Here is a 17757-nt window from a genome sequence, read left to right as displayed (position 1 = left end):
TAAATCACATGCCTGTCACGGTGGGGTTATGATGACAGGCATGCAGGCACCTTTCCCTCGCGAGCAGGCCCAGCTGAGCCCCGCGGAAGTGAGCGAATTTGACCAGCTGACGAGTGTTTTCGAAAGGGACGAAGAACACCTCCTCAACCCCGCCCTGATGTTCTACGTCACCCGCTGAGCCGCTCGCGCTGCCAAGAGGCTGTGAGCGGGTTAGGATACGGGCGTGAAAAAGACTGCCTCCGCCCTTATTGCCCTGGTGAGCTCCGCCGCGCTCGCGGCCCCCGCCCTCGCCCAGCCCCTCGACCACGTCAACGTGCAGCTGCCGGAGGAAGCGCCCATCTCCCTGCCGCAGCTGCGCAGCCAGATCAGTGGTTCCTCCACCGGCGCCGTCCCGGTGCAGCACCCGGGCGCGCCCGTGCCGGTGCCCTTTACCCCGGACTACCTCGCCGGCTTCATCTCGGACATCTCCTCCTACAACCACGGCATTTACGCCCAGGTCAACGGCCTGTTCCCGCACGTGCGCGACAACGAGCCGGAGGCGATGGCCGCGAACCTGGAGACGGTTGTGCGCATCAACAACACCGCCACCCCGGAGCAGATCCGCCAGGCGCAGGTGGACGCCGTCGTCTCGGAGGGAGGCCTCGTCTCCGCGCTCTCGTTCGCCCTCGGCGAGGAGTTCGGCGCAGCCCTGCGCGCCTCGCTGGCCGAGGGGCGCCTGCCCAAGACCTCGTACCTGCTGGATAACGGCTACCTTTCGCGCGCGGGCGGGCTTGCTTCCTCGACGCTGATTGAGAAGCAGATTTTCAACTTCCCGCGCCCGCACGTCGTCGCGCCGGAGCGCATTAAGCGCTACAACACCCCGGAGACAGGCGACCTGTACCTGAGCTCCAACTCCTTCCCCTCCGGCCACACCAACCAGGCGGCCTGGGTGAGCGCCCTTCTTGCCTACATGGTCCCCGAGCTCGCCCCGCAGCTGCTCTACCGGGGTGCGTCCTCCGGCCACTCCCGCATCGTCCTCGGCGTGCACTACCCGCTCGACGTGATCGGCGGGCGCATGTCCGGCTACGCCGCCGCGGCGGACCGCCTCAACGACCCGAAGATGCGCGACGCGCTCAACCAGGCGGCCGCCGAGCTACGCGCCGAGATCGAGTGGCGCACCGGCAAGCCCATCGCGCAGCTCGTCGCCAACGACACTCCCTTTGCCACCGACGCCCAGGCCGTCGCCGGCATGAGCGAGTGGATGGGCTACGGCCTGCCCACCGTCTACGTGCCCGACGCGCCCATGATCGTGCCGCAGGCCGCCCCGGTGCTGCTGGAGTCGCGCTTCCCCGAGCTGACCTGGGAGCAGCGCGCGGAGGTGCTGCGGCGCACCGCCGCCCCGGCCGGCAACCCGCTCGACTGGCAGGCGGAGGGCGGCTCCTGGCAGCGCATCAACCTCGTCGCCGCGACGGCCGCGCAGGTGACCGTCAACCCTGACGGCTCGCTGACGATCAACTAGCGGTCAACCAGCTAGGGCAGGCGGGCGTCGAGAAGCGAGCGCGTGTACGGGTGCTCCGGCGCCGCCCAGATGTCTTCGGTGGGGCCCTGTTCGACGATGCGCCCTTCGTGCATGACGGCGACGGTAGGGCACAGCTCGCGCACGACTCCCAGGTCGTGGGAGACGAACACGAGGGTGTTGTCGGCCACGACCTCGTCGATGAGCTCGAGCACCTGGGAGCGGAGGGTGACGTCGAGGGCGGAGACGGGCTCGTCGGCAAGCATGATCGTGGGCCGGGGCGCGGCCGCGCGGGCGATGGAAACCCGCTGGCGCTGCCCGCCCGAGAACTCGCGCGGCAGGCGCGCCCCCGCGCCCGCGAGGCCGACCTGCGCGAGCACCTGCTCCGCGCGTTGCTCGGTGGCGCCCGTCTCCGTGATGGAGGCGGCCACGGGCAGGCGCGGGTCGAGGGAGGAGTAGGGGTCCTGGAAGACCATCTGGAGGCTGCCCTCGACGCGCACGCGGCCGCTATCGGGGGAGGAAAGGCCGGCGATGACGCGCAGCAGGGAGGTCTTGCCGGAGCCGGAGCCGCCGACGATACCGAGGCGCTCGCCGCGGCGCACCTGCAGCGAGACCCCGTCGAGGGCGCGGGTGGCCCCGCGCGAGAGCGAGACCTCCTCGAGCGCGATCACGGGCTCGCCGAGCGCGCGCGGCGGCGCGGGGGCACCGGGGCGGGAGGCCGCAACAAGGGCGCGGGCGTAGGGGGAGTCGGGGGCGACGGTGCGACCGTCCTTGAACACCACAACGCGCTCGGCCATGCGGCGCACCACCGCGACATCGTGGGAGATGAACAGGAGGGACATCCCGCGGGATTCCACGAGCCCGTCAATCAGGTCGAGCACCTGGCGCTGCACCGTGACGTCGAGGGCGGTGGTGGGTTCGTCGCAGATGAGGACGTCCGGGTCGGAGGCGAGCGCCGCGGCGATGAGCACGCGCTGGCGCTGCCCGCCGGAGAGCTCGTGCGGGTAGGCCTCCGGCCTGTCCACCCCCACCTCCGCGAGCAGCTGTCGGGCCCGCGCGCGGTCGCGGCTGACCTGGCGGCCCACGCGCATAAGCGGGTCGAGGGCGCTGAGCGGTTCCTGGAAGACCATGGCCACCGTGCGCCCGCGCACGCGGCGGCGCACGCGGTCGGGGGTGCCCACCATCTCGGTGCCCGCCACGGTGATGGAGCCGGACTGAGGCAGGGTGTCCACCAGCCCCATGATGGACAGCGCGGTTAAAGATTTGCCCGAGCCGGACTCGCCGATGATGCCCACGCGCTCGCCGCGGGCGACGTCGAGGGAGACGGAGTCGAGGATGCCGGGGATGGTGAGGCCTTTAACGCTGATCACGCCCGCCCCCGATCAAATTGACGCCCAGTACTGTCACGGCGATCGCCAGGCCCGGCCACAGTGCCAGGTGCGGGTCGGTAGCCAGGTAGGGCTGGCTGGCCTGCAGCATGCGCCCCCACGAGGCGTAGGGTGCGGGGGCGCCCAGGCCGAGAAAGGATAGCCCCGACTCCGCGAGGATCGCCAGCGCCAGCGCGACGGAGACCTGCACCCCGACGAGCGGGGCGATGTTCGGCCACACGTGGCGGGCCGCGATGCGCGGGCCGGGCACGCGCGAGAGGCGGGCGGCGAGGATGTAGTCCTGGCTCATGACCTGCAGCGTCGCCGCGCGCGCGACGCGGGCGAAGCCGGGGATCCCCGCCAGCCCGATGGCGAGCACGACCACCCAGATGCCCGCCCCGAACACGGCGGTGAACACGATGGCGAGCAGCAGCGCGGGGAAGGCCAGGGCGAGGTCGTTGAGGCGCATGACGGCGGATTCGACGAAGCCGCGGCGCATCCCCGCCCAGACCCCCAGCGGCACGCCCGCCACGGCGGAGGCCGCCACCGCGCCGAGGGCGGCGAAAAGCGTCACGCGGGCGCCCGCCATGATGCGCGAGGCGATGTCGCGGCCGAACTGGTCGGTGCCCAAAAGGTGCGCCCAGCTCGGGCCCTCGAGGCGGGCGGCGGGTTCGGCCCGGAGGGGGTCGTAGGGCGTCCACACCAGCGAGAGCAGCGCGAGCGCGGCCACCGCGGCGACGATGCAGATTCCGGCGATGCGCTGGCGGCTCACGCGGGCCTCCTCACCCGCGGGTCGATCACCGCGTACGCGAGGTCCACCAGCAGGTTCACCGCCAGGGTGAAGGCGACCAGCAGCATCATCACGGACTGCACGGTGGTCAGGTCGCGGTTGGCCACGGCCCCCAGCAGCATCGTGCCCAGCCCGGGGATGGTGAACACGCGCTCGATCACCACGGCCCCGACGACCAGGGTGGACAGCTGCACCCCGGTGACGGTGACGACGGGCAGCGCCGCGTTCTTCATCGCCCGCGTGAAAAGCACGTTGCTTATCGACGCCCCCTTCGCCCGCGCCGTACGCACGTAGTCCCTGCCCATCTCGGCGCGCACGGCGCTGCGCACGTAGCGGGTCAGTATCGCCGCCTGCACCAGCGACAGCGCGGCCACCGGCAGTACGAGGTGAGCGGGGCTGCCCCACCCGTTGGCGGGCAGCCAGCCGAGGTGCACCGAAAACACCGCGACGGCGAGGATGCCCACCAAAAAGCTGGGGGTGACGATGCCGAGCTGGGTCAGCGCCCCCACCGCCGCCGCGTCGGGGGTGCCCTCCCGGCGCGCGAGGTAGATCCCGAGGGGCACCGCGAGAGCGAGAGAGACGGCCATGGCCAGAATCGTCAGGGTGAGCGAGACACCCGCGCGCTGCACCACCTGCGGGGTGATGTCGGTGGCGCTGGCCATGGACACACCGAAGTCGCCCGTCAGCAGCCCCCCGACCCAGTCGAGGTACTGGATAACAAGCGGCCGGTCGGTGCCGAGCGCGGCCGAAAGCTGCGCCACGGCCTCCTCGGTGGCGACGACCCCGAGGGCGATGCGCGCCGGGTCCCCGGGCACCGCCCGCAGCAGGAGGAAGATAATCACGCTGGCGATAAACAGCAGCGCGAGGAAGCGCGCCGCGCTGCGCGCGAGGCGATACGTCACGGGGCCTCCTTCGAGATGCGCGCGAGCGGCAGCGAGTCCGTGACCACGTTCGGGTTCACCCCGCCGACCCCGGGGGCGAGCAGCACGATGTTCGGGGCGTTGACGAGGGTCAGCGCGGCCGCGTCCGCCATGATCTGGTCCACGGCGGCGCGCATGTTCTCCTCCTGCGCGCCGACCTCGGCGGCGGCGAGGAACTCGCGGGCGCGTGGGGAATCGTAGCCCAGGTAGTAGTCGGGGCTGCCGAAGAGCATGGGCACGTCGCGCGGCTCCACGTGCGCGACGAGGGAGGCCTGGTAGTCGTGGCCGTGGAGCACCTGGTTGAGCCACACCGCCGGGAACTCGACAGTTTCGAGCTGGACGTCGAAGCCGACGTCGCGAAGCTGCGAAAAGATCAGCTCCGCGGCGGCTTGCGCGTAGGGCAGGCTGGGCACGGTGATGGTCACCTGCGGGCGGCGCCCGGCGAGGAGTTCGCGGGCGCGCGCCGGGTCGAAGGGGTAGTAGTCGCGGCCTGTGAACCAGGGATCCGTCGGGGGCACGGGGGCGCCGCCGGTGTCGGCGGCCATGCCGTTGTAGACCACCTGGTTGAGCGCGGCCCGGTCGATGGCGTGGGCTGCGGCGCGGCGCACGGCCGGGTCGTCGAAGGGGGCGGCGCGGTTGTTCATGCTGAACAGTACCTCCCCGTTGGTCGTGCCCACCTCCACACCGATGTCGTCGGGCAGGGCGCCGATAAGCTCGGGGGCCTGCATCGACCAGACCACGTCGACGTCGCCGACGCGCAGGGCGTTGACGGCGGAGACCGGGTCGGGGAAGTAGCGGATTGCGGCGTCGCGCACGGCCTGCGCGCCCCAGTAGTCGGGGCGGGCGGCGTAGGTGATGGACTCGCCGGGGGTAAAAGAGCTCACGGTGTAGGGCCCGGTGCCCAGCGGGTCGGTGGCCAGGCGCTCGACGGAGGCCGGCGCCATCATCGCGCCCGTCAGGGTGCCCATGGACCACAGCCAGTTCGTCGACGGCGCGTGCAGCTCCACGCGCAGCGTGCGCGGGTCGAGCGCCTCGGCGGAGGCCACCGGGTCCATTTGGGCCTTCAGGGCGTTGACCCAGTGGTCCTGGACGTAGGCGATGCTGAAGGCGGCGGTTGAGGCGTCGAAAAGCGTGCCGTCGCTGAAGCGCACGCCCTCGCGCAGGTGGAAGGTGTAGACGGTGCCGGAATCGTCGACCTCCCAGCTCTCGGCGAGGAGGGGCTGGAGGGTGCCGGAGTCGTCGACGCGCACGAGGGTTTCGTAGACGTTGCCCATGAGGGCCTGCGGGGCGGCGGCGCCGGAGACGGTGGTGAAGTCGAGGCCCGCCGGCGGGGCGGAGGCGGCGACGACGAGCTCGTCGTGGTGCGCTACCGGGGCCACAGGCGCGGCGGCGCAGGCTGCGAGCGGGGCGCACGCTGCGGCCGCGACAAGCGCGCCGACTCGGTGGGGTGTCATGGGTGAATACGCTACACAACACCCCCGACATCCCCCGCCACAGCTGCTTTTACAGCCCCCAGGCGTCGGCGAGGATCTCCATCCCGCGCAGCGACTCACCGGAGCTGCCGGCCTGCACGGACACCATGAGCTCGTCGGCCTTAGCGTGCTCGGTGAACCACGTCAGGTAGTCGCGCACCTGCTCGCCGGTGCCGGCGGCGGTGTAGCGCAGCATGCCGGTGATCTGTCGGCCCTGCGGCGAGTCGACGACGGCGTCGAGTTGGTCGTCGTTAAGCACCTGCCCCCGGCGCCCCATGAGGGCGCGCACCCGGTTGCGGTGCACGATGTGCGTCTGGCGCGCCGCGTCGTCCTCGCTGTCGGCGGCGGTGACGTTGACGGCCGCGATGACGTAGGGCTCGGGGTAGCGCTCGGAGGGGGTGTAGTTCTCGCGGTAATAGGTCGTCGCCTGCTCCAGGTGCTGCGGCGCGAAGTGGGAGGCGAAGGAGTAGGGCAGGCCCATCTGGGCGGCGAGGGAGGCGCCGAACATGGAGGAGCCGAGGATGTAAAGCGGCACGTTCGTGCCCACGCCCGGGAAGGCGGTGACGCCCGGGATGGGCGAGTCGGAGGACAGCCAGGCCTGCAGCTCGGCCACGTCGGAGGGGAAGCGCTCGGCGGACAGCGGGTCGCGGCGCAGCGCGCGGCCGAGCGTCTGCTGGTCGGTGCCGGGGGCGCGGCCCAGGCCCAGGTCAATGCGGTCCGGGTAGAGCTCGGCGAGCATGCCGAACTGCTCGGCGATGACGTACGGCGAGTGGTTCGGGAGCATCACCCCGCCGGCGCCGAGCCGGATCGAGTTGGTGCGCGCCCCGATGTGGGAGATGAGGACGGCGGGCGAGGAGGAGACAATCGTGGTCATGTTGTGGTGCTCGGAGTACCACACGCGCGCAAACCCCAGCTCCTCCGCCTTTTGCGCGAAAGCCACGGAGCGTTCCATGGATTCGGCGGCGGATTCGCCGGGGTAGACCGTGCAAAAATCAAGGAGGGAAAGTGGGGTATTCATACCCCCACGCTACGCCTCTGTTAGGAAGCGGTGATGACCTCCCCGTCCACGGTCTCGTTCGTGCCAATCTCCATCGGTGCGCGCGGGCGCGCCAGGTCGATGACGATGCCCACGAGGAACGTGACACCCACGGGCAGGACCCAGCCGAGGCCCTCCTCCTGCAGCGGAGCCCACTCCACCAGCGGGGCGAGAGCCTCGGCGCCCCAGCCAAGCGAGATGAAGGTCTCGAGGGCGGACCAGATGACGGCGACCCAGATGGGCAGGAAGAAAGCCCAGGTGAAGCGGGTGCGGGCGCGGAACGCGGGCTCGATCAGCGTGACCAGGATCAGAGCGATGGCCGGCGGGTAGAGGAACTCGATGACCGGCGCGGCGATGGAGATGACGAAGTCGAGGCCCTGGGTGGCGATGACCATCGACGTCACGGCGAAGATGCTGGCCCAGGTGTGGTAGGAACCCGCGAACTGCTCAGAGAAGTACTCGCCGGTGGCGGTGATCAGGCCGACGGCCGTGGTCAGGCAGGCGAGGAGGACAACGAGGGAGAAGACCGCCTGGCCGGCGTCGCCCATGGTCAGGTTGGAGGCGTCGGCAAGGAGCTCCGCGCCGTTGTCGTACTGCTCCGCGTTCGGGATGACGCGGCCGATGGAGCCCAGCCCCAGGTAGATCAGGGCCAGCATGACGCCCGCGCCGACGCCGGCGAGGATGGTGCCGTTGACCACGGCCCTGCCCTCGGAGAAACCGCGGTAGCGCAGGGTGGAGATCACCACGATCGAGAAGGCGAGCGCGGCGATGGAGTCCATGGTGAGGTAGCCCTCGAGGAGGCCGGAGGTGAACGCGCCGTCAGCGTAGACGTCGGTGGGCTCGGAGGGGGCGGACTCCCACTGGGTCAGGGCCACGGCGATCATGATGACCAGCAGGATGATCAGCGCCGGGGTGAGGAACTTACCCAGGGTCTGCATGATGGTGTTCGGGTTCCACGACAGCGCCAGGGCGATACCGAAGAAGACGATGTTGAACACGGCCGAGGCGAACAGCCCCTCGATGCCGAACAGCGGGGTGACGGCCGTTTCAAAGGTCACGGCGCCGGTGCGCGGCAGCGCGTAGAAGGCGCCGATGGACAGGTACGCCAGCACGGGGAAGACAACGCCGAAGACGACGCCCGCGCGCTGCGCGAGGTCGCGCACGTTGCTGCCCGACAGGGCGATGGCGATCACGGCGAGCACCGGCAGCAACGCGCCGGTGCCCAGGAAGCCGAGGATGGCGGGCCAGAAGTTGTCGCCGGCCTGGACGGCGAGCAGGGGCGGGAAGATGAGGTTGCCCGCGCCGAAGAACATGGAAAACAGAGCCAGGGCGGTGACGACAATGGCGGTGGGGGAGCCGCCTTTCGCGCCCGCGGCGGTGCTCGCAGCGGTGGAAGCCATGGAAAACCCTCCTTAAGTGACATGGAACTCACCTAGAGTAGCGTGTCACGCGGGTAAAAATCCAACTTTTTGGAATCTAACGTCCCGCCGCGTGGGACGCCAGCTCCTCGATCGCCCGCAGCGGGATCTCCACCCAGTCCGGCCGGTTGTTCGCCTCGTACACCACCTCATAGGCGGCCTTGTCCGCCACGTAGGCCGCGAGGATCGGCCCCGCCTCAACGCCGTAACCGGCAAGAAGCTTATCGACGCCCCCCTGCTCCCACTCCTTATCCTTCCCGCCCACCGCGGCGGCGTAGCCGAAGGAGCGCACCATCCCGGCGACGTCGCGCAGCGGGTGGTCGGGCGCGCGGCGCTGCGACAGCGGGCGCGCCGGCTCGCCCTCGAAGTCGATGAGGAACCAGCGCTCGCCTGCTTTAAGGGTCTGCCCCAGGTGCAGGTCCCCGTGGATGCGCTGGACAGCGGCCCCCTCGTCGGGGATGCGCGCGTAAAGTTCGCGCAGGTCCTTTTCGTACGGGGCGAGGACGTTGGCCTGCGGCAGCAGCTCGTCGAGGTGCGCGTTAAGGCCCGTGCGCAGCTCGGAGCCTGCGACGGTGCGGGTGCCGAAGGCGCTGGCGAGTGCGTCGTGCACCGTGCGCACCGCCGCGCCCAGCTGCGTCGGGTCGCCGAGCTTGCCGGAGGTGGCCAGCTCAAACCCGTCGGCCCCGCCGACGATGAGTTCTTGCTGCATGGCCAGCGTCGCTCCGCCGCGCGTGACGTGCCCGCGCACGCCCGCCACGTTCGGGCACTGCGCGATGGCGGTGAGCAGCTCCACGTCCGGGTTGACGCCCTGCTCGAGGCGGCGGAACACCTTGAGCACCCACTTTTCGTCGACGACGAGGGAGGTGTTCGACTGTTCTGCGCCGAGGGGGCGCGCCACGGACCCGCCCACCGTTCCGTTCACCTCGCCGAAGCGGGAGACGTGATCCAGGTAGGCCTGCGCCCCGGCGTCGGTGCCTAGGGCGTCGGCGTCGCCGCCGAGAAGCACCTGGTAGGCGTCGGTCACGCCGCCGTGGCTGACGTCGAGGATGCGCCACTCAAACCCGCCGACCTCCTCGCGCGCGGCCACCTCCACGGAGTCGACCGGCTCCGACTTCGCCCCGTAGAAGCGCTCCTGGCTGATATCAAACATGCTCGCGCTCCCGGGAGGAGATGTCGAACCAGAAGAAACCGTGCGGGGCGAGGGTGACCAGCCACGGCAGCTCACCGATGGCGGGGAACTCGACCCCGCCCGACAGCTCCAGCGGCACCACCCCGTTGTACTGGCCCAGCTGCATCTCCACCGGCTGCGGGCGCGAGCTCATGTTGTGCACGCACAGGATCCGCTCGTCGCCGTACTCGCGGATGAACGCTAAAACCTGCTCGTTGCCGTGCTCCACCTCGGCGTAGGAGCCACGGCCGAAGGCCTGATACTGCTTGCGGATGTGCACGCGCTCGCGCACCCAGTGCAGCAGGGAGTTGTCCCGGTTCATCTGCGACTCGACGTTGACGATGTGGAAGCCGTACTGGTCGTTGCGGATCGGCGGCAGGTAGAGCCGCTCCGGGTCGGCCTTGGAAAAGCCGCCGTTGCGGTCGTTGGACCACTGCATCGGCGTGCGCACCCCGTCGCGGTCCGTCAGCCAAATGTTGTCGCCCATCCCGATCTCGTCGCCGTAGTACAAAAAGGGCGAGCCCGGCAGGGACAACAGCAGTGCGTGCGCCAACTCGAGCCGGTCGCGGTGCCCGCCCAGCAGCGGCGCTAGGCGGCGCCGGATGCCCACGTTGGCGCGCATGCGCGGGTCCGTGGCGTAGTTTTTGTACATGTAGTCGCGCTCGTCCTCCGTGACCATCTCGAGGGTGAGCTCATCGTGGTTACGCAGGAAAATGCCCCACTGCGCCGTCTCCGGGATGTCCGGGGTGGTGCGCAGGATATCGATGATCGGCTGCGCATTTTCCTGGTGGATACCCATGAAAATGCGCGGCATGACGGGGAAGTGGAACGCCATCTGGCACTCGTCCCCCTCGCCCTCGCCGAAGTAGGCCACGACCTCGTTCGGCAACTGGTTCGCTTCCGCCAGGAGGAAGCGGCCGGGATACTCGTCGTCGAAAAGCGCGCGGACCCGCTTGATGAACTGGTGGGTCTCCGGCAAGTTTTCCGAGTTCGTGCCCTCGCGCTCGAAAAGGTAGGGGATGGCGTCGAGGCGGATGCCGTCCATGCCGAGCTCGAGCCAGAAACGTATGACGTCCAGGATCTCCTCCTGCACAGCCGGGTTGTCGTAGTTCAGGTCCGGCTGGTGGGAGAAGAAGCGGTGCCAGAAATACTGCTTGCGCACCGGGTCGAAGGTCCAGTTTGATTCCTCGGTGTCAATGAAGATGATGCGCGAGCCCTCGTACTTCGTCGGGTCGTCCGACCACACGTAGTAATCGCCGTAGGGCCCCTCCGGATCCTGGCGCGACTCGCGGAACCACGCGTGCTGGTCCGAGGTGTGGTTGATGGGGAAGTCCGTAATCACGCGAATGCCGCGCTTGTGGGCCGAGTCGACGAGGTTGACGAAGTCTTCCACCGTGCCGAACTCCGGCAGCACCTTGCGGAAATCCCGGATGTCGTAACCGCCATCTTTCAGCGGGGAATCATAAAACGGCGGCAGCCACAGGCAGTCCACCCCCAGCCACTGCAAGTAATCGAGCTTCTCCTCGACGCCCTTCAGCGTGCCCGAGCCGGTCGCGTCCGGGTCATAAAAAGCGCGCACGAGGACCTCATAGAAAACAGCGTCCTTGTACCACTCGGGGTCGGGGCGCTGCCAGGGTTCTTCGACGGGGGCGGGGAGCTTGAAATCAGATGCCTGGGGGGTTTGGTCCATGCTGCCCCAGAGTAGCGGCGAAATGTAGGGCGGGCCGCGCGGGTTGGGGGTGCGTCGGGGTTGGCTGTGGTGGCTGTGCGGTGCGCTGGGGTCGACCGCGGCCGACCGCAACGAAAAGTGGGGCGGAAAACCCCTGGTGGCCCGGTGGCAGGGTGCGCTGGGGTCGACCACGGTCGACCGCAACGAAAAGTGGGGCGGAAAACCCCTGGTGGCCGGGTGGCAGGGTGCGCTGGGGTCGACCACGGTCGACCGCAGCGAAAGGCGGGGTGGAAAACCCCAGGGGGAAGGTGCTTCGTCAGCTCTCTAAAACGTCGTCGCCATCGGCGCGGAAGCCGTAGGCTTTGAGCCGCTCGCGGTCCACGGCGCTCGACGACGCGGTCAGGGAGAGCAGCTCGGCGTAGATTCCGCCGGAGGCGGCCAGCTGGGCAGGTGAGCCGATTTCGTCGATGCGGCCGTCGCGAAGCGTGATGATGGTGTCCGCGTCCGCGATGGTGGACAGGCGGTGGGCGATCATGATGGTGGTGCGGTCCTTCATCAGCTCGTCGAGTCCGGCCTGGACGGCGCGCTCGGCCTTCGTGTCCAGCGCCGAGGTCGCCTCGTCGAGGATCAGGATGGGGGCGTCCTTGAGCATGGCGCGGGCCACGGCGATGCGCTGGCGCTGCCCGCCGGACAGGCGCAGGCCGCGCTCGCCGATGACGGTGTCGTAGCCCTGCGCGAACCGGGTGATGAACTCGTGGGCGTTGGCGCGCTTGGCCACCTCGATGACCTCGTCCTCCGTTGCGCCCGGTGAGCCGTAGGCGATGTTGGAGAAGATGGAACCGGAAAACAGCGCTGGCTCCTGGAAGACGACGCCAGTGGTGGCCCGCAGCGTCTCGGCGTCGAGTTCGGCGACGTCGCGCCCGCACACGACGAGCCGGCCCTGCTCGACGGGGTAGAGGCCGAGCAGGAGGTTGACCACCGTCGACTTGCCGCCCCCGGACTCCCCGACCAGGGCGATCTTCTCGCCGGCGCGGGCGGTAAAACTGATGTCCCGGAGTACGGGTTCGCCGGGAGCGTAGGCGAAGGTGACACGGTCGAAGGCGATGACGGGCTCGCGGACCGGCAGCGGGGAGTGCGCGGTGGGGGTGAGTGCGGGGGCGTCGCTGGCGCCGGTTGCCGCGACGAGCTGCTGGTTGGCGGTGGGCTCCACGGGCTCGTCCATGACGGCGAAGTAGTCGCGGGAGCCGGCGACGGCGCGTTGGGCGGAGTCGACGATCCAGCTCATCATCTCAACCGGCTGGCGCGCCATGGTGACCATCTGCAGGAGCATGACCATTTCGCCGATGGTGAACTGGCCGGTCAGCGTGCGCAGAAAAACGATGAGGTAGATGCCCAGGAAAATTACCGTCATGGCTACGCCGCGGATCGTGTCCATCGAGTGCCACCAGCGCGATTGCGGCCTGGTCAGGTCGACGGTTTCGGCGTAGTGGCGCCCGAAGGTGTCCAGCTCGCGCAGTTCGGCGACGAAGGACTTGGTCACCTTGATCTGGCCGACGACTTCGGCGAAGCGCCCGTTTGCGTCGTCGACACGCGCGTTCTTCGCTTGCTCGAAGCCCTGCCAGTGCCGGGAGGTGAGCGCGGTGAGCCAGGTGTAGAGCGGGAAGAGGATGGCCAGCAGGATAGTCAGCGGCCAGTAGTAGTAGGCCGTGATGGCGAGGATCGCCGCGACCTGCAGCAGCATGGGCAGGAAGTTGTTGGAAAAGGACTGGATGAACTGCGTGACGTTCGCGATGGACCGGTCCAGGCGCGCGATGATTGTGCCGGTGACCTGGGCGTCGAAGTAGCGCTGCGGCAACGACAGGAGCTTGGCGAAGTAGCGCGTGGACAGGATCTGGCGCATCCGGGCGACCATGACGTCACCGAGGTAACCCGACACGTTGCGCAGCGCCGCCGCGCCCGCCTGGACGGCGAAGAGGGCGACGGCCAGCCACGCGATGGTGCGGGTGGGGGCGGGCGGTGGGGCGTCGGAAAGCGTTGCGACGATGGTGTCGGTCGCTTCGCGGATGATGAACGGGGTGGCCAGTCCGAGGGCCGCGACAGCGCTGGAGATCACCACAACAGCCAGGTAGAAAGGCCACAGCGCCGACGCGCTGCGGACCACGCGCGTTAAAGACTGCATAATTGCCCGATGCTAGTCGGGCTGTACAGTAGAGGAGAATTGCTCCAAACGCGCTGTACATCACAGAAATGGGGAACCCCCGGCTATGACTTCACGCCTGAACCGCCACGCCGCGGCGGCCACCGTCGCCGCTTTGACCGCGCTGAGCCTGTCGGCCTGCGGGGCGGAGGACAACACCTCACCGGCCGCCGACGCGGAGATCGAGGTGAGCACGCCGACCGCGGCGCCTGAGGAAGACTTCGAGGTCAACGACGCCAACAACATCACCACCGACGAGATCTCCGGCGAGAAGGTCGAGGACCCGGGCATGGAGGTGTCCTACACGTGGCAGGGGACAAACGTGGCCAACAACGGCGGCAGCATCGTCATTGTCGCGGTGACGAACGAGTCGGACGTCCCCATGCCGGCGGACGCCCTCGGCCAGCCGACGCTGTCCTACACCACCGACGGGACCAACAAACAGGAGGCCCAGCCGCTCGACGCGCAGCAGTCGGGCGTGGACATCGTGGGGCTGGACCTGCCGCTCGGGCCGGGGGCGACCGCGAACCTGAAGTACCCGTTCGACGTGCCCACCGGCAACCTCTGGGACGCCGAGTTCACCATTGGCAACGTCACCTTCGAGGGCAACCTCAACAACTAGGACAATCTAGCTCGGACAACTTACGCGGTGCGGAACGCCTCCCGCATGTAGCCGAGCGGGTCGTGGACGATGTCGCGGCCCGGGCCGTCGATCTCCGCGCGCAGCACCTGGCGCTTCGGGCCGTACTCGGGCCAGCCGGGGCGGGCGCCGCCGCAGTAGGCCAGCAGCCAGTCGTTGAGGCGGGTTCCTGGGGTGAACAGGGTCTCCAGCTCGCCGGAGTGGCGCAGCGGGCCGTACGCCGAGACGAGCTCGGCTTGCCAGATCGGGCCGGGCGCGCGCTCGGAGACGGCGTCGACCCAGCGGCGGATCAGGCTGTCGCTGAAAAAGCGGCTGCTCAGGCGGCGCGGGCTGAGCGAGCGGGCGGCGTCGATGTAGGCGCGGTAGCGCGACAGCGGCAGCCCCATCCGCGCGCCCAGCCCGCGCAGCGTGAGCTCGCCGAAGCCCCTGTCGTCGAGGCCCGCGCCGAGGGCGTACATCTCCTCGCGCGTGGAGGTGACCACGATGTCCACCTCGGCCAGCTCCTCCGGCTCCAGCGGTGCCGGGCCGAGGGCCATGTCCGTTATGTAAAAGGTGCGCAGGCGGCGGTAGCCGCGCTCGATGCGGGTCGCGGCGGCGTTGTTAAGCGCCGCGCGCGTGAGGGGCTTTCCCAGCGCCGCGCGCAGCACGGGTTTGCGCTTCTCGTAGGTCATGCGGGGAAAGGCGGGCGAGAGGGCAAGCACGCGCCGGAAACCGCCGCGGAAGTGGTCGCGGCGCGCCAGCCACAGCGTCAACGCCGCCCCGGCGGACTGGCCCACGAGGGTGACGTTGGTGGGGTCGCCGCCGAAGGCCTCGATGTTGCGCTGGACCCATTCGAGGGCGAGCTGGCAGTCGTGGGCGGCGCGGAAGTGGCTGGGCGCGTCGTCGGGGAAGCGGGCCAGGCCGGGCAGGCGCAGCCGGTAGCCCACCTGCACCTGGATCACCCCGTTGCGGCTGAAGCCCGCGGCGCCGGTGCGCGGGTCGGCGTGGGTGCCCTCCTCAAAGCGCCCGCCGTGGATGAACACCATGACGGGCAGGTCGGCCCCGGGCCGCGTGGCGGCGGGGGTGGTCACCGAGAGGGCGGTGGTATCGGGGCGCGGGGTTGTGGCGTCGATAAGCGTGCTCGGCGACGCGGGCAGTGCGTCGTTGAAGGGCGCGGAAATGCGCGAGTACGGAATGGAGTGGAAGCGGTCGACGCCCTCCTCGCCGTGGCGCGCGCCGCGGACCGTGCCGGCGGGGCAGGTGACCTCGACTGTTTCGGTCTGGCTCATGGCGGACAAGTCTAGTCCGGCGGCGGCGTAGGATGAGGCCCCATGAGTACCAACCCCCTGCTGAGCCCGTCGACGCTGCCTTATGACCTGCCGGATTTCCGCGCGATCCGCCTAGAGCACGTGGAGCCGGCGCTGGAGGAGGCGCTCGAGCGCCACCGCGCGCAGCTCGCGCAGATCCTCGCGGAGGAGCAACCCACGTGGGAGAACACGGTGGAGGCGCTTGAGCTGTCGGGGGCGGACCTGGAGCGCGTGACGGCGTGGTTTTTCAACCTGCAGGGCACGGACACCACGCCAGAGTTCGACGAGGTGGCCGACCGCATCGCGCCGCAGCTGTCGGCGCACACGGACGCGATCTTCCAGAACACCGAGCTCTACGAGCGCCTGCGCAACATCGAGGTGCCCGAGGACACCGAGTCGCAGCGCCTGCATGACAAACTGCTGCGCACCTTCGTGCGCCGCGGCGCCGCCCTCGGCGAGGAGGGCAAACAGAGGCTCGCCGAGATCAATCAGCGCCTCAGCGAGTTGTCCGAGCGCTTCGGCCGCAACCTTCTGGCCGACACGCGCGCGCTCGCGGTGCGCTTCCGGCGCGAGGACCTCGAGGGCCTGAGCGAGGCGCAGATCGACGCGCTGCGCACGGACGAGGGCGACTACCTCGTGCCCATCGAGCTTCCCACCACGCAGTCTTTGCAGGCGGAGCTTGCCCGCCCTGAGTCGCGCCGCAGGCTTTTCGACGCCTCCCTTGCGCGCGGGAGGAGCTCAAACCCGGAGCTGGTGAGGGAATCGGCCCGGCTGCGCCGGGAGCGCGCCAGGCTGCTCGGCTTTGACACCCACGCGGATTACGTCATCGCCGAGGAGACCGCGGGCACGGCGCACGCGGCGCGCCAGCTTATTTCCGACCTCGCCCCGGCCGCCGCCGCGAACGCGGAGGCCGAGCGCAAGCTGGCCGGGGAGCTGGCGGGCCACGACCTCGACGGCGCTGACTGGCCCTACTGGCAGGCGCGGCGCCGCGCGGAGGAGCTCGGCGTCGACGAGTCCGAGCTGCGCGCCTACTTCCCGCTCGAGCGCGTGCTCCGCGACGGCGTCTTCTACGCCGCCCACCTCCTCTACGGCATCACCGTGGAACGTCGCGAGGACCTGCACGGCTACCGTGACGACGTCGCGGTGTGGGAGGTGCGCGAAGAGGACGGGACCGGCATCGGCCTGTTGCTCACCGACTACCGCGCGCGCGAATCCAAGCGCGGGGGCGCGTGGATGAGCTCGTTTGTGGACCAGTCCCGGCTGCGGGGCACGAAGGCCGTGGTGGTCAACGTGATGTCACTGACCTCGCAGCTGCTCACCATCGATGAGGTCACGACCGTCTTCCACGAGTTCGGCCACGCCCTGCACGGCCTGCTCTCTCACGTCTACTACCCGTCCCTGTCCGGCACCAACGTGCCCAGGGACTGGGTGGAGTTTCCCTCCCAGATCAACGAGAACTACGCCTTCGCCCCGGAGATCGCGCGCAACTACGCCCGCCACGTCGACACCGGGGAGGTCATCCCCGACGACCTGCTCGCCGCGGTGCGTGCATCCCGCCAGTTCGGGCAGGGCTTCGACACCGCCGAGTACCTGGCGGCGAGCGCCATCGACCTCGCGTGGCACAGCCTGAGCGAAGAGGTGCCGGAGGACATCGAGGCCTTCGAGGCTGCCACGCTCGCCGAGTACGGCCTCGACGTCGAGGGCCTCGAGCCGCGCTACCGCTCCACCTGGTTCAACCACATCTTCGCCGGCGGCTACTCGGCGGGCTACTACTCCTACCTGTGGGCCGAGGCGCTCGACGCGGACGGTTACGAGCTGATTGAAAAGGAGGGGATCAACCGCGCAACCGGACAGAAGTTCCGCGACACCATCCTGAGCAGGGGCGCCTCCGTCGACTACGCCGAGGCCTACCGGGCGTTCCGGGGCCGAGACAAGGACACCCGCCCGCTTCTCGTGCGCCGCGGCCTGGCGGGGAGTGTGTAGGAGTGCTGGACATCTTCGGTCTCAGCCCGTGGCTGCAGCTGCCGCTCATCCTCCTCGTTGCCCTGCCCGCGGCCGGCGTGATCGCGGCGCTGGTGATGCGCTTGGTGGACTGGCTCGCCGGGCTGTGGGCGCGCGGGTCCTCCTCCGCGAGTGCAACAACCGGCGAGTCCACACCGCCACCGACGGCCTAGCGTTTCGCAGCGCCGCGGGCAATCGGGGCAGGTCGGGCTCCCACGTCGGCTGGTGGCTGGCGGCGCTGCGGGGCGCGGTCTCTCACTGTTGCGCCACCGCGCCGAGCCGCCTGCCCCACTACCGG

15 protein-coding genes are annotated in these 17757 nt (G+C 69.5%); 5 read left to right on the top strand and 10 right to left on the bottom strand.

The window, feature by feature from the left end:
- Positions 1–40 precede the first annotated feature (40 nt).
- Together CAURIS_RS08455 and CAURIS_RS08450 are read left to right on the top strand one after the other, a co-directional pair.
- The gene (locus CAURIS_RS08455) at positions 41–178 is read left to right on the top strand and encodes a hypothetical protein (protein ID WP_290341625.1); all 138 of its coding nucleotides are present in this window, start codon (positions 41–43) and stop codon (positions 176–178) included.
- 45 nt (positions 179–223) lie between these two features.
- Entirely contained in the window at positions 224–1498 is a 1275-nt protein-coding gene (locus CAURIS_RS08450; protein ID WP_290341624.1) for an acid phosphatase, read from the top strand.
- An 11-nt stretch (positions 1499–1509) separates the two neighbouring features.
- Here CAURIS_RS08450 and CAURIS_RS08445 read toward each other — a convergent pair whose 3' ends face one another.
- The 9 genes from CAURIS_RS08445 to CAURIS_RS08405 all read right to left on the bottom strand — a co-directional run bounded on the left by CAURIS_RS08445 (position 1510) and on the right by CAURIS_RS08405 (position 13514).
- Complete coding sequence (locus CAURIS_RS08445; protein WP_290341623.1) at positions 1510–2865, bottom strand: ATP-binding cassette domain-containing protein; 1356 nt, start codon at positions 2863–2865, stop codon at positions 1510–1512.
- The gene (locus CAURIS_RS08440; RefSeq protein ID WP_290341622.1) at positions 2852–3634 is read right to left on the bottom strand and encodes an ABC transporter permease; all 783 of its coding nucleotides are present in this window, start codon (positions 3632–3634) and stop codon (positions 2852–2854) included. Before CAURIS_RS08440 ends, CAURIS_RS08445 begins: the two co-directional genes overlap by 14 nt.
- A complete protein-coding gene (locus CAURIS_RS08435; protein ID WP_290341620.1) occupies positions 3631–4554 on the bottom strand; it encodes an ABC transporter permease in 924 nt (307 codons plus the stop codon). Before CAURIS_RS08435 ends, CAURIS_RS08440 begins: the two co-directional genes overlap by 4 nt.
- A complete protein-coding gene (locus tag CAURIS_RS08430) occupies positions 4551–6026 on the bottom strand; it encodes an ABC transporter substrate-binding protein (RefSeq protein ID WP_290341619.1) in 1476 nt (491 codons plus the stop codon). Before CAURIS_RS08430 ends, CAURIS_RS08435 begins: the two co-directional genes overlap by 4 nt.
- A gap of 49 nt (positions 6027–6075) precedes the next feature.
- The gene (locus CAURIS_RS08425) at positions 6076–7062 is read right to left on the bottom strand and encodes an LLM class flavin-dependent oxidoreductase (protein ID WP_290341618.1); all 987 of its coding nucleotides are present in this window, start codon (positions 7060–7062) and stop codon (positions 6076–6078) included.
- A gap of 20 nt (positions 7063–7082) precedes the next feature.
- Positions 7083–8480, bottom strand: coding sequence for a branched-chain amino acid transport system II carrier protein (gene brnQ / locus CAURIS_RS08420; RefSeq protein WP_290341617.1), 1398 nt, complete (start codon positions 8478–8480; stop codon positions 7083–7085).
- 76 nt (positions 8481–8556) lie between these two features.
- A complete protein-coding gene (locus tag CAURIS_RS08415; RefSeq protein WP_290341616.1) occupies positions 8557–9648 on the bottom strand; it encodes a phosphotransferase in 1092 nt (363 codons plus the stop codon).
- A complete protein-coding gene (gene treS / locus CAURIS_RS08410) occupies positions 9641–11356 on the bottom strand; it encodes a maltose alpha-D-glucosyltransferase (RefSeq protein ID WP_290341615.1) in 1716 nt (571 codons plus the stop codon). Before treS ends, CAURIS_RS08415 begins: the two co-directional genes overlap by 8 nt.
- A 295-nt stretch (positions 11357–11651) precedes the next feature.
- Entirely contained in the window at positions 11652–13514 is a 1863-nt protein-coding gene (locus CAURIS_RS08405) for an ABC transporter ATP-binding protein (RefSeq protein WP_290341614.1), read from the bottom strand.
- Positions 13515–13599: 85 nt separating this feature from the next.
- Here CAURIS_RS08405 and CAURIS_RS08400 point away from each other — a divergent pair, with 85 nt between their 5' ends.
- Positions 13600–14154, top strand: a complete 555-nt coding sequence (locus CAURIS_RS08400) for a hypothetical protein (RefSeq protein ID WP_290341613.1) — start codon at positions 13600–13602, stop codon at positions 14152–14154.
- A gap of 20 nt (positions 14155–14174) precedes the next feature.
- Here the strand turns inward: CAURIS_RS08400 and CAURIS_RS08395 are convergent, their stop codons facing one another.
- Positions 14175–15440: a carboxylesterase family protein gene (locus CAURIS_RS08395; RefSeq protein WP_290341612.1), complete on the bottom strand. Its 1266-nt coding sequence runs from the start codon at positions 15438–15440 to the stop codon at positions 14175–14177.
- 42 nt (positions 15441–15482) lie between these two features.
- Here CAURIS_RS08395 and CAURIS_RS08390 point away from each other — a divergent pair, with 42 nt between their 5' ends.
- Both CAURIS_RS08390 and CAURIS_RS08385 read left to right on the top strand, forming a co-directional pair.
- Positions 15483–17441, top strand: coding sequence for a M3 family metallopeptidase (locus CAURIS_RS08390; protein WP_290341611.1), 1959 nt, complete (start codon positions 15483–15485; stop codon positions 17439–17441).
- Between the two features lie 2 nt (positions 17442–17443).
- On the top strand, positions 17444–17632 hold the full coding sequence (locus tag CAURIS_RS08385) for a hypothetical protein (protein ID WP_290341610.1): 189 nt from the start codon (positions 17444–17446) through the stop codon (positions 17630–17632).
- The last annotated feature ends 125 nt before the right edge of the window (positions 17633–17757 follow it).

The sequence above is a fragment of the Corynebacterium auris genome, assembly GCF_030408575.1.
GTDB lineage: Bacteria > Actinomycetota > Actinomycetes > Mycobacteriales > Mycobacteriaceae > Corynebacterium > Corynebacterium auris.
Note: the sequence above shows the minus strand (reverse complement) of the source record. Positions and strands in the feature narration are given on the sequence as shown.

Coding starts and splice junctions, on each gene's coding strand:
- CAURIS_RS08455 (WP_290341625.1), top strand. CDS start 41: ATGCAGGCACCTTTCCCTCGCGAGCAGGCCCAGCTGAGCCCCGCGGAA.
- CAURIS_RS08430 (WP_290341619.1), bottom strand. CDS start 6,026: ATGACACCCCACCGAGTCGGCGCGCTTGTCGCGGCCGCAGCGTGCGCC.
- CAURIS_RS08425 (WP_290341618.1), bottom strand. CDS start 7,062: ATGAATACCCCACTTTCCCTCCTTGATTTTTGCACGGTCTACCCCGGC.
- brnQ (WP_290341617.1), bottom strand. CDS start 8,480: ATGGCTTCCACCGCTGCGAGCACCGCCGCGGGCGCGAAAGGCGGCTCC.
- CAURIS_RS08415 (WP_290341616.1), bottom strand. CDS start 9,648: ATGTTTGATATCAGCCAGGAGCGCTTCTACGGGGCGAAGTCGGAGCCG.
- treS (WP_290341615.1), bottom strand. CDS start 11,356: ATGGACCAAACCCCCCAGGCATCTGATTTCAAGCTCCCCGCCCCCGTC.
- CAURIS_RS08405 (WP_290341614.1), bottom strand. CDS start 13,514: ATGCAGTCTTTAACGCGCGTGGTCCGCAGCGCGTCGGCGCTGTGGCCT.
- CAURIS_RS08400 (WP_290341613.1), top strand. CDS start 13,600: ATGACTTCACGCCTGAACCGCCACGCCGCGGCGGCCACCGTCGCCGCT.
- CAURIS_RS08395 (WP_290341612.1), bottom strand. CDS start 15,440: ATGAGCCAGACCGAAACAGTCGAGGTCACCTGCCCCGCCGGCACGGTC.
- CAURIS_RS08390 (WP_290341611.1), top strand. CDS start 15,483: ATGAGTACCAACCCCCTGCTGAGCCCGTCGACGCTGCCTTATGACCTG.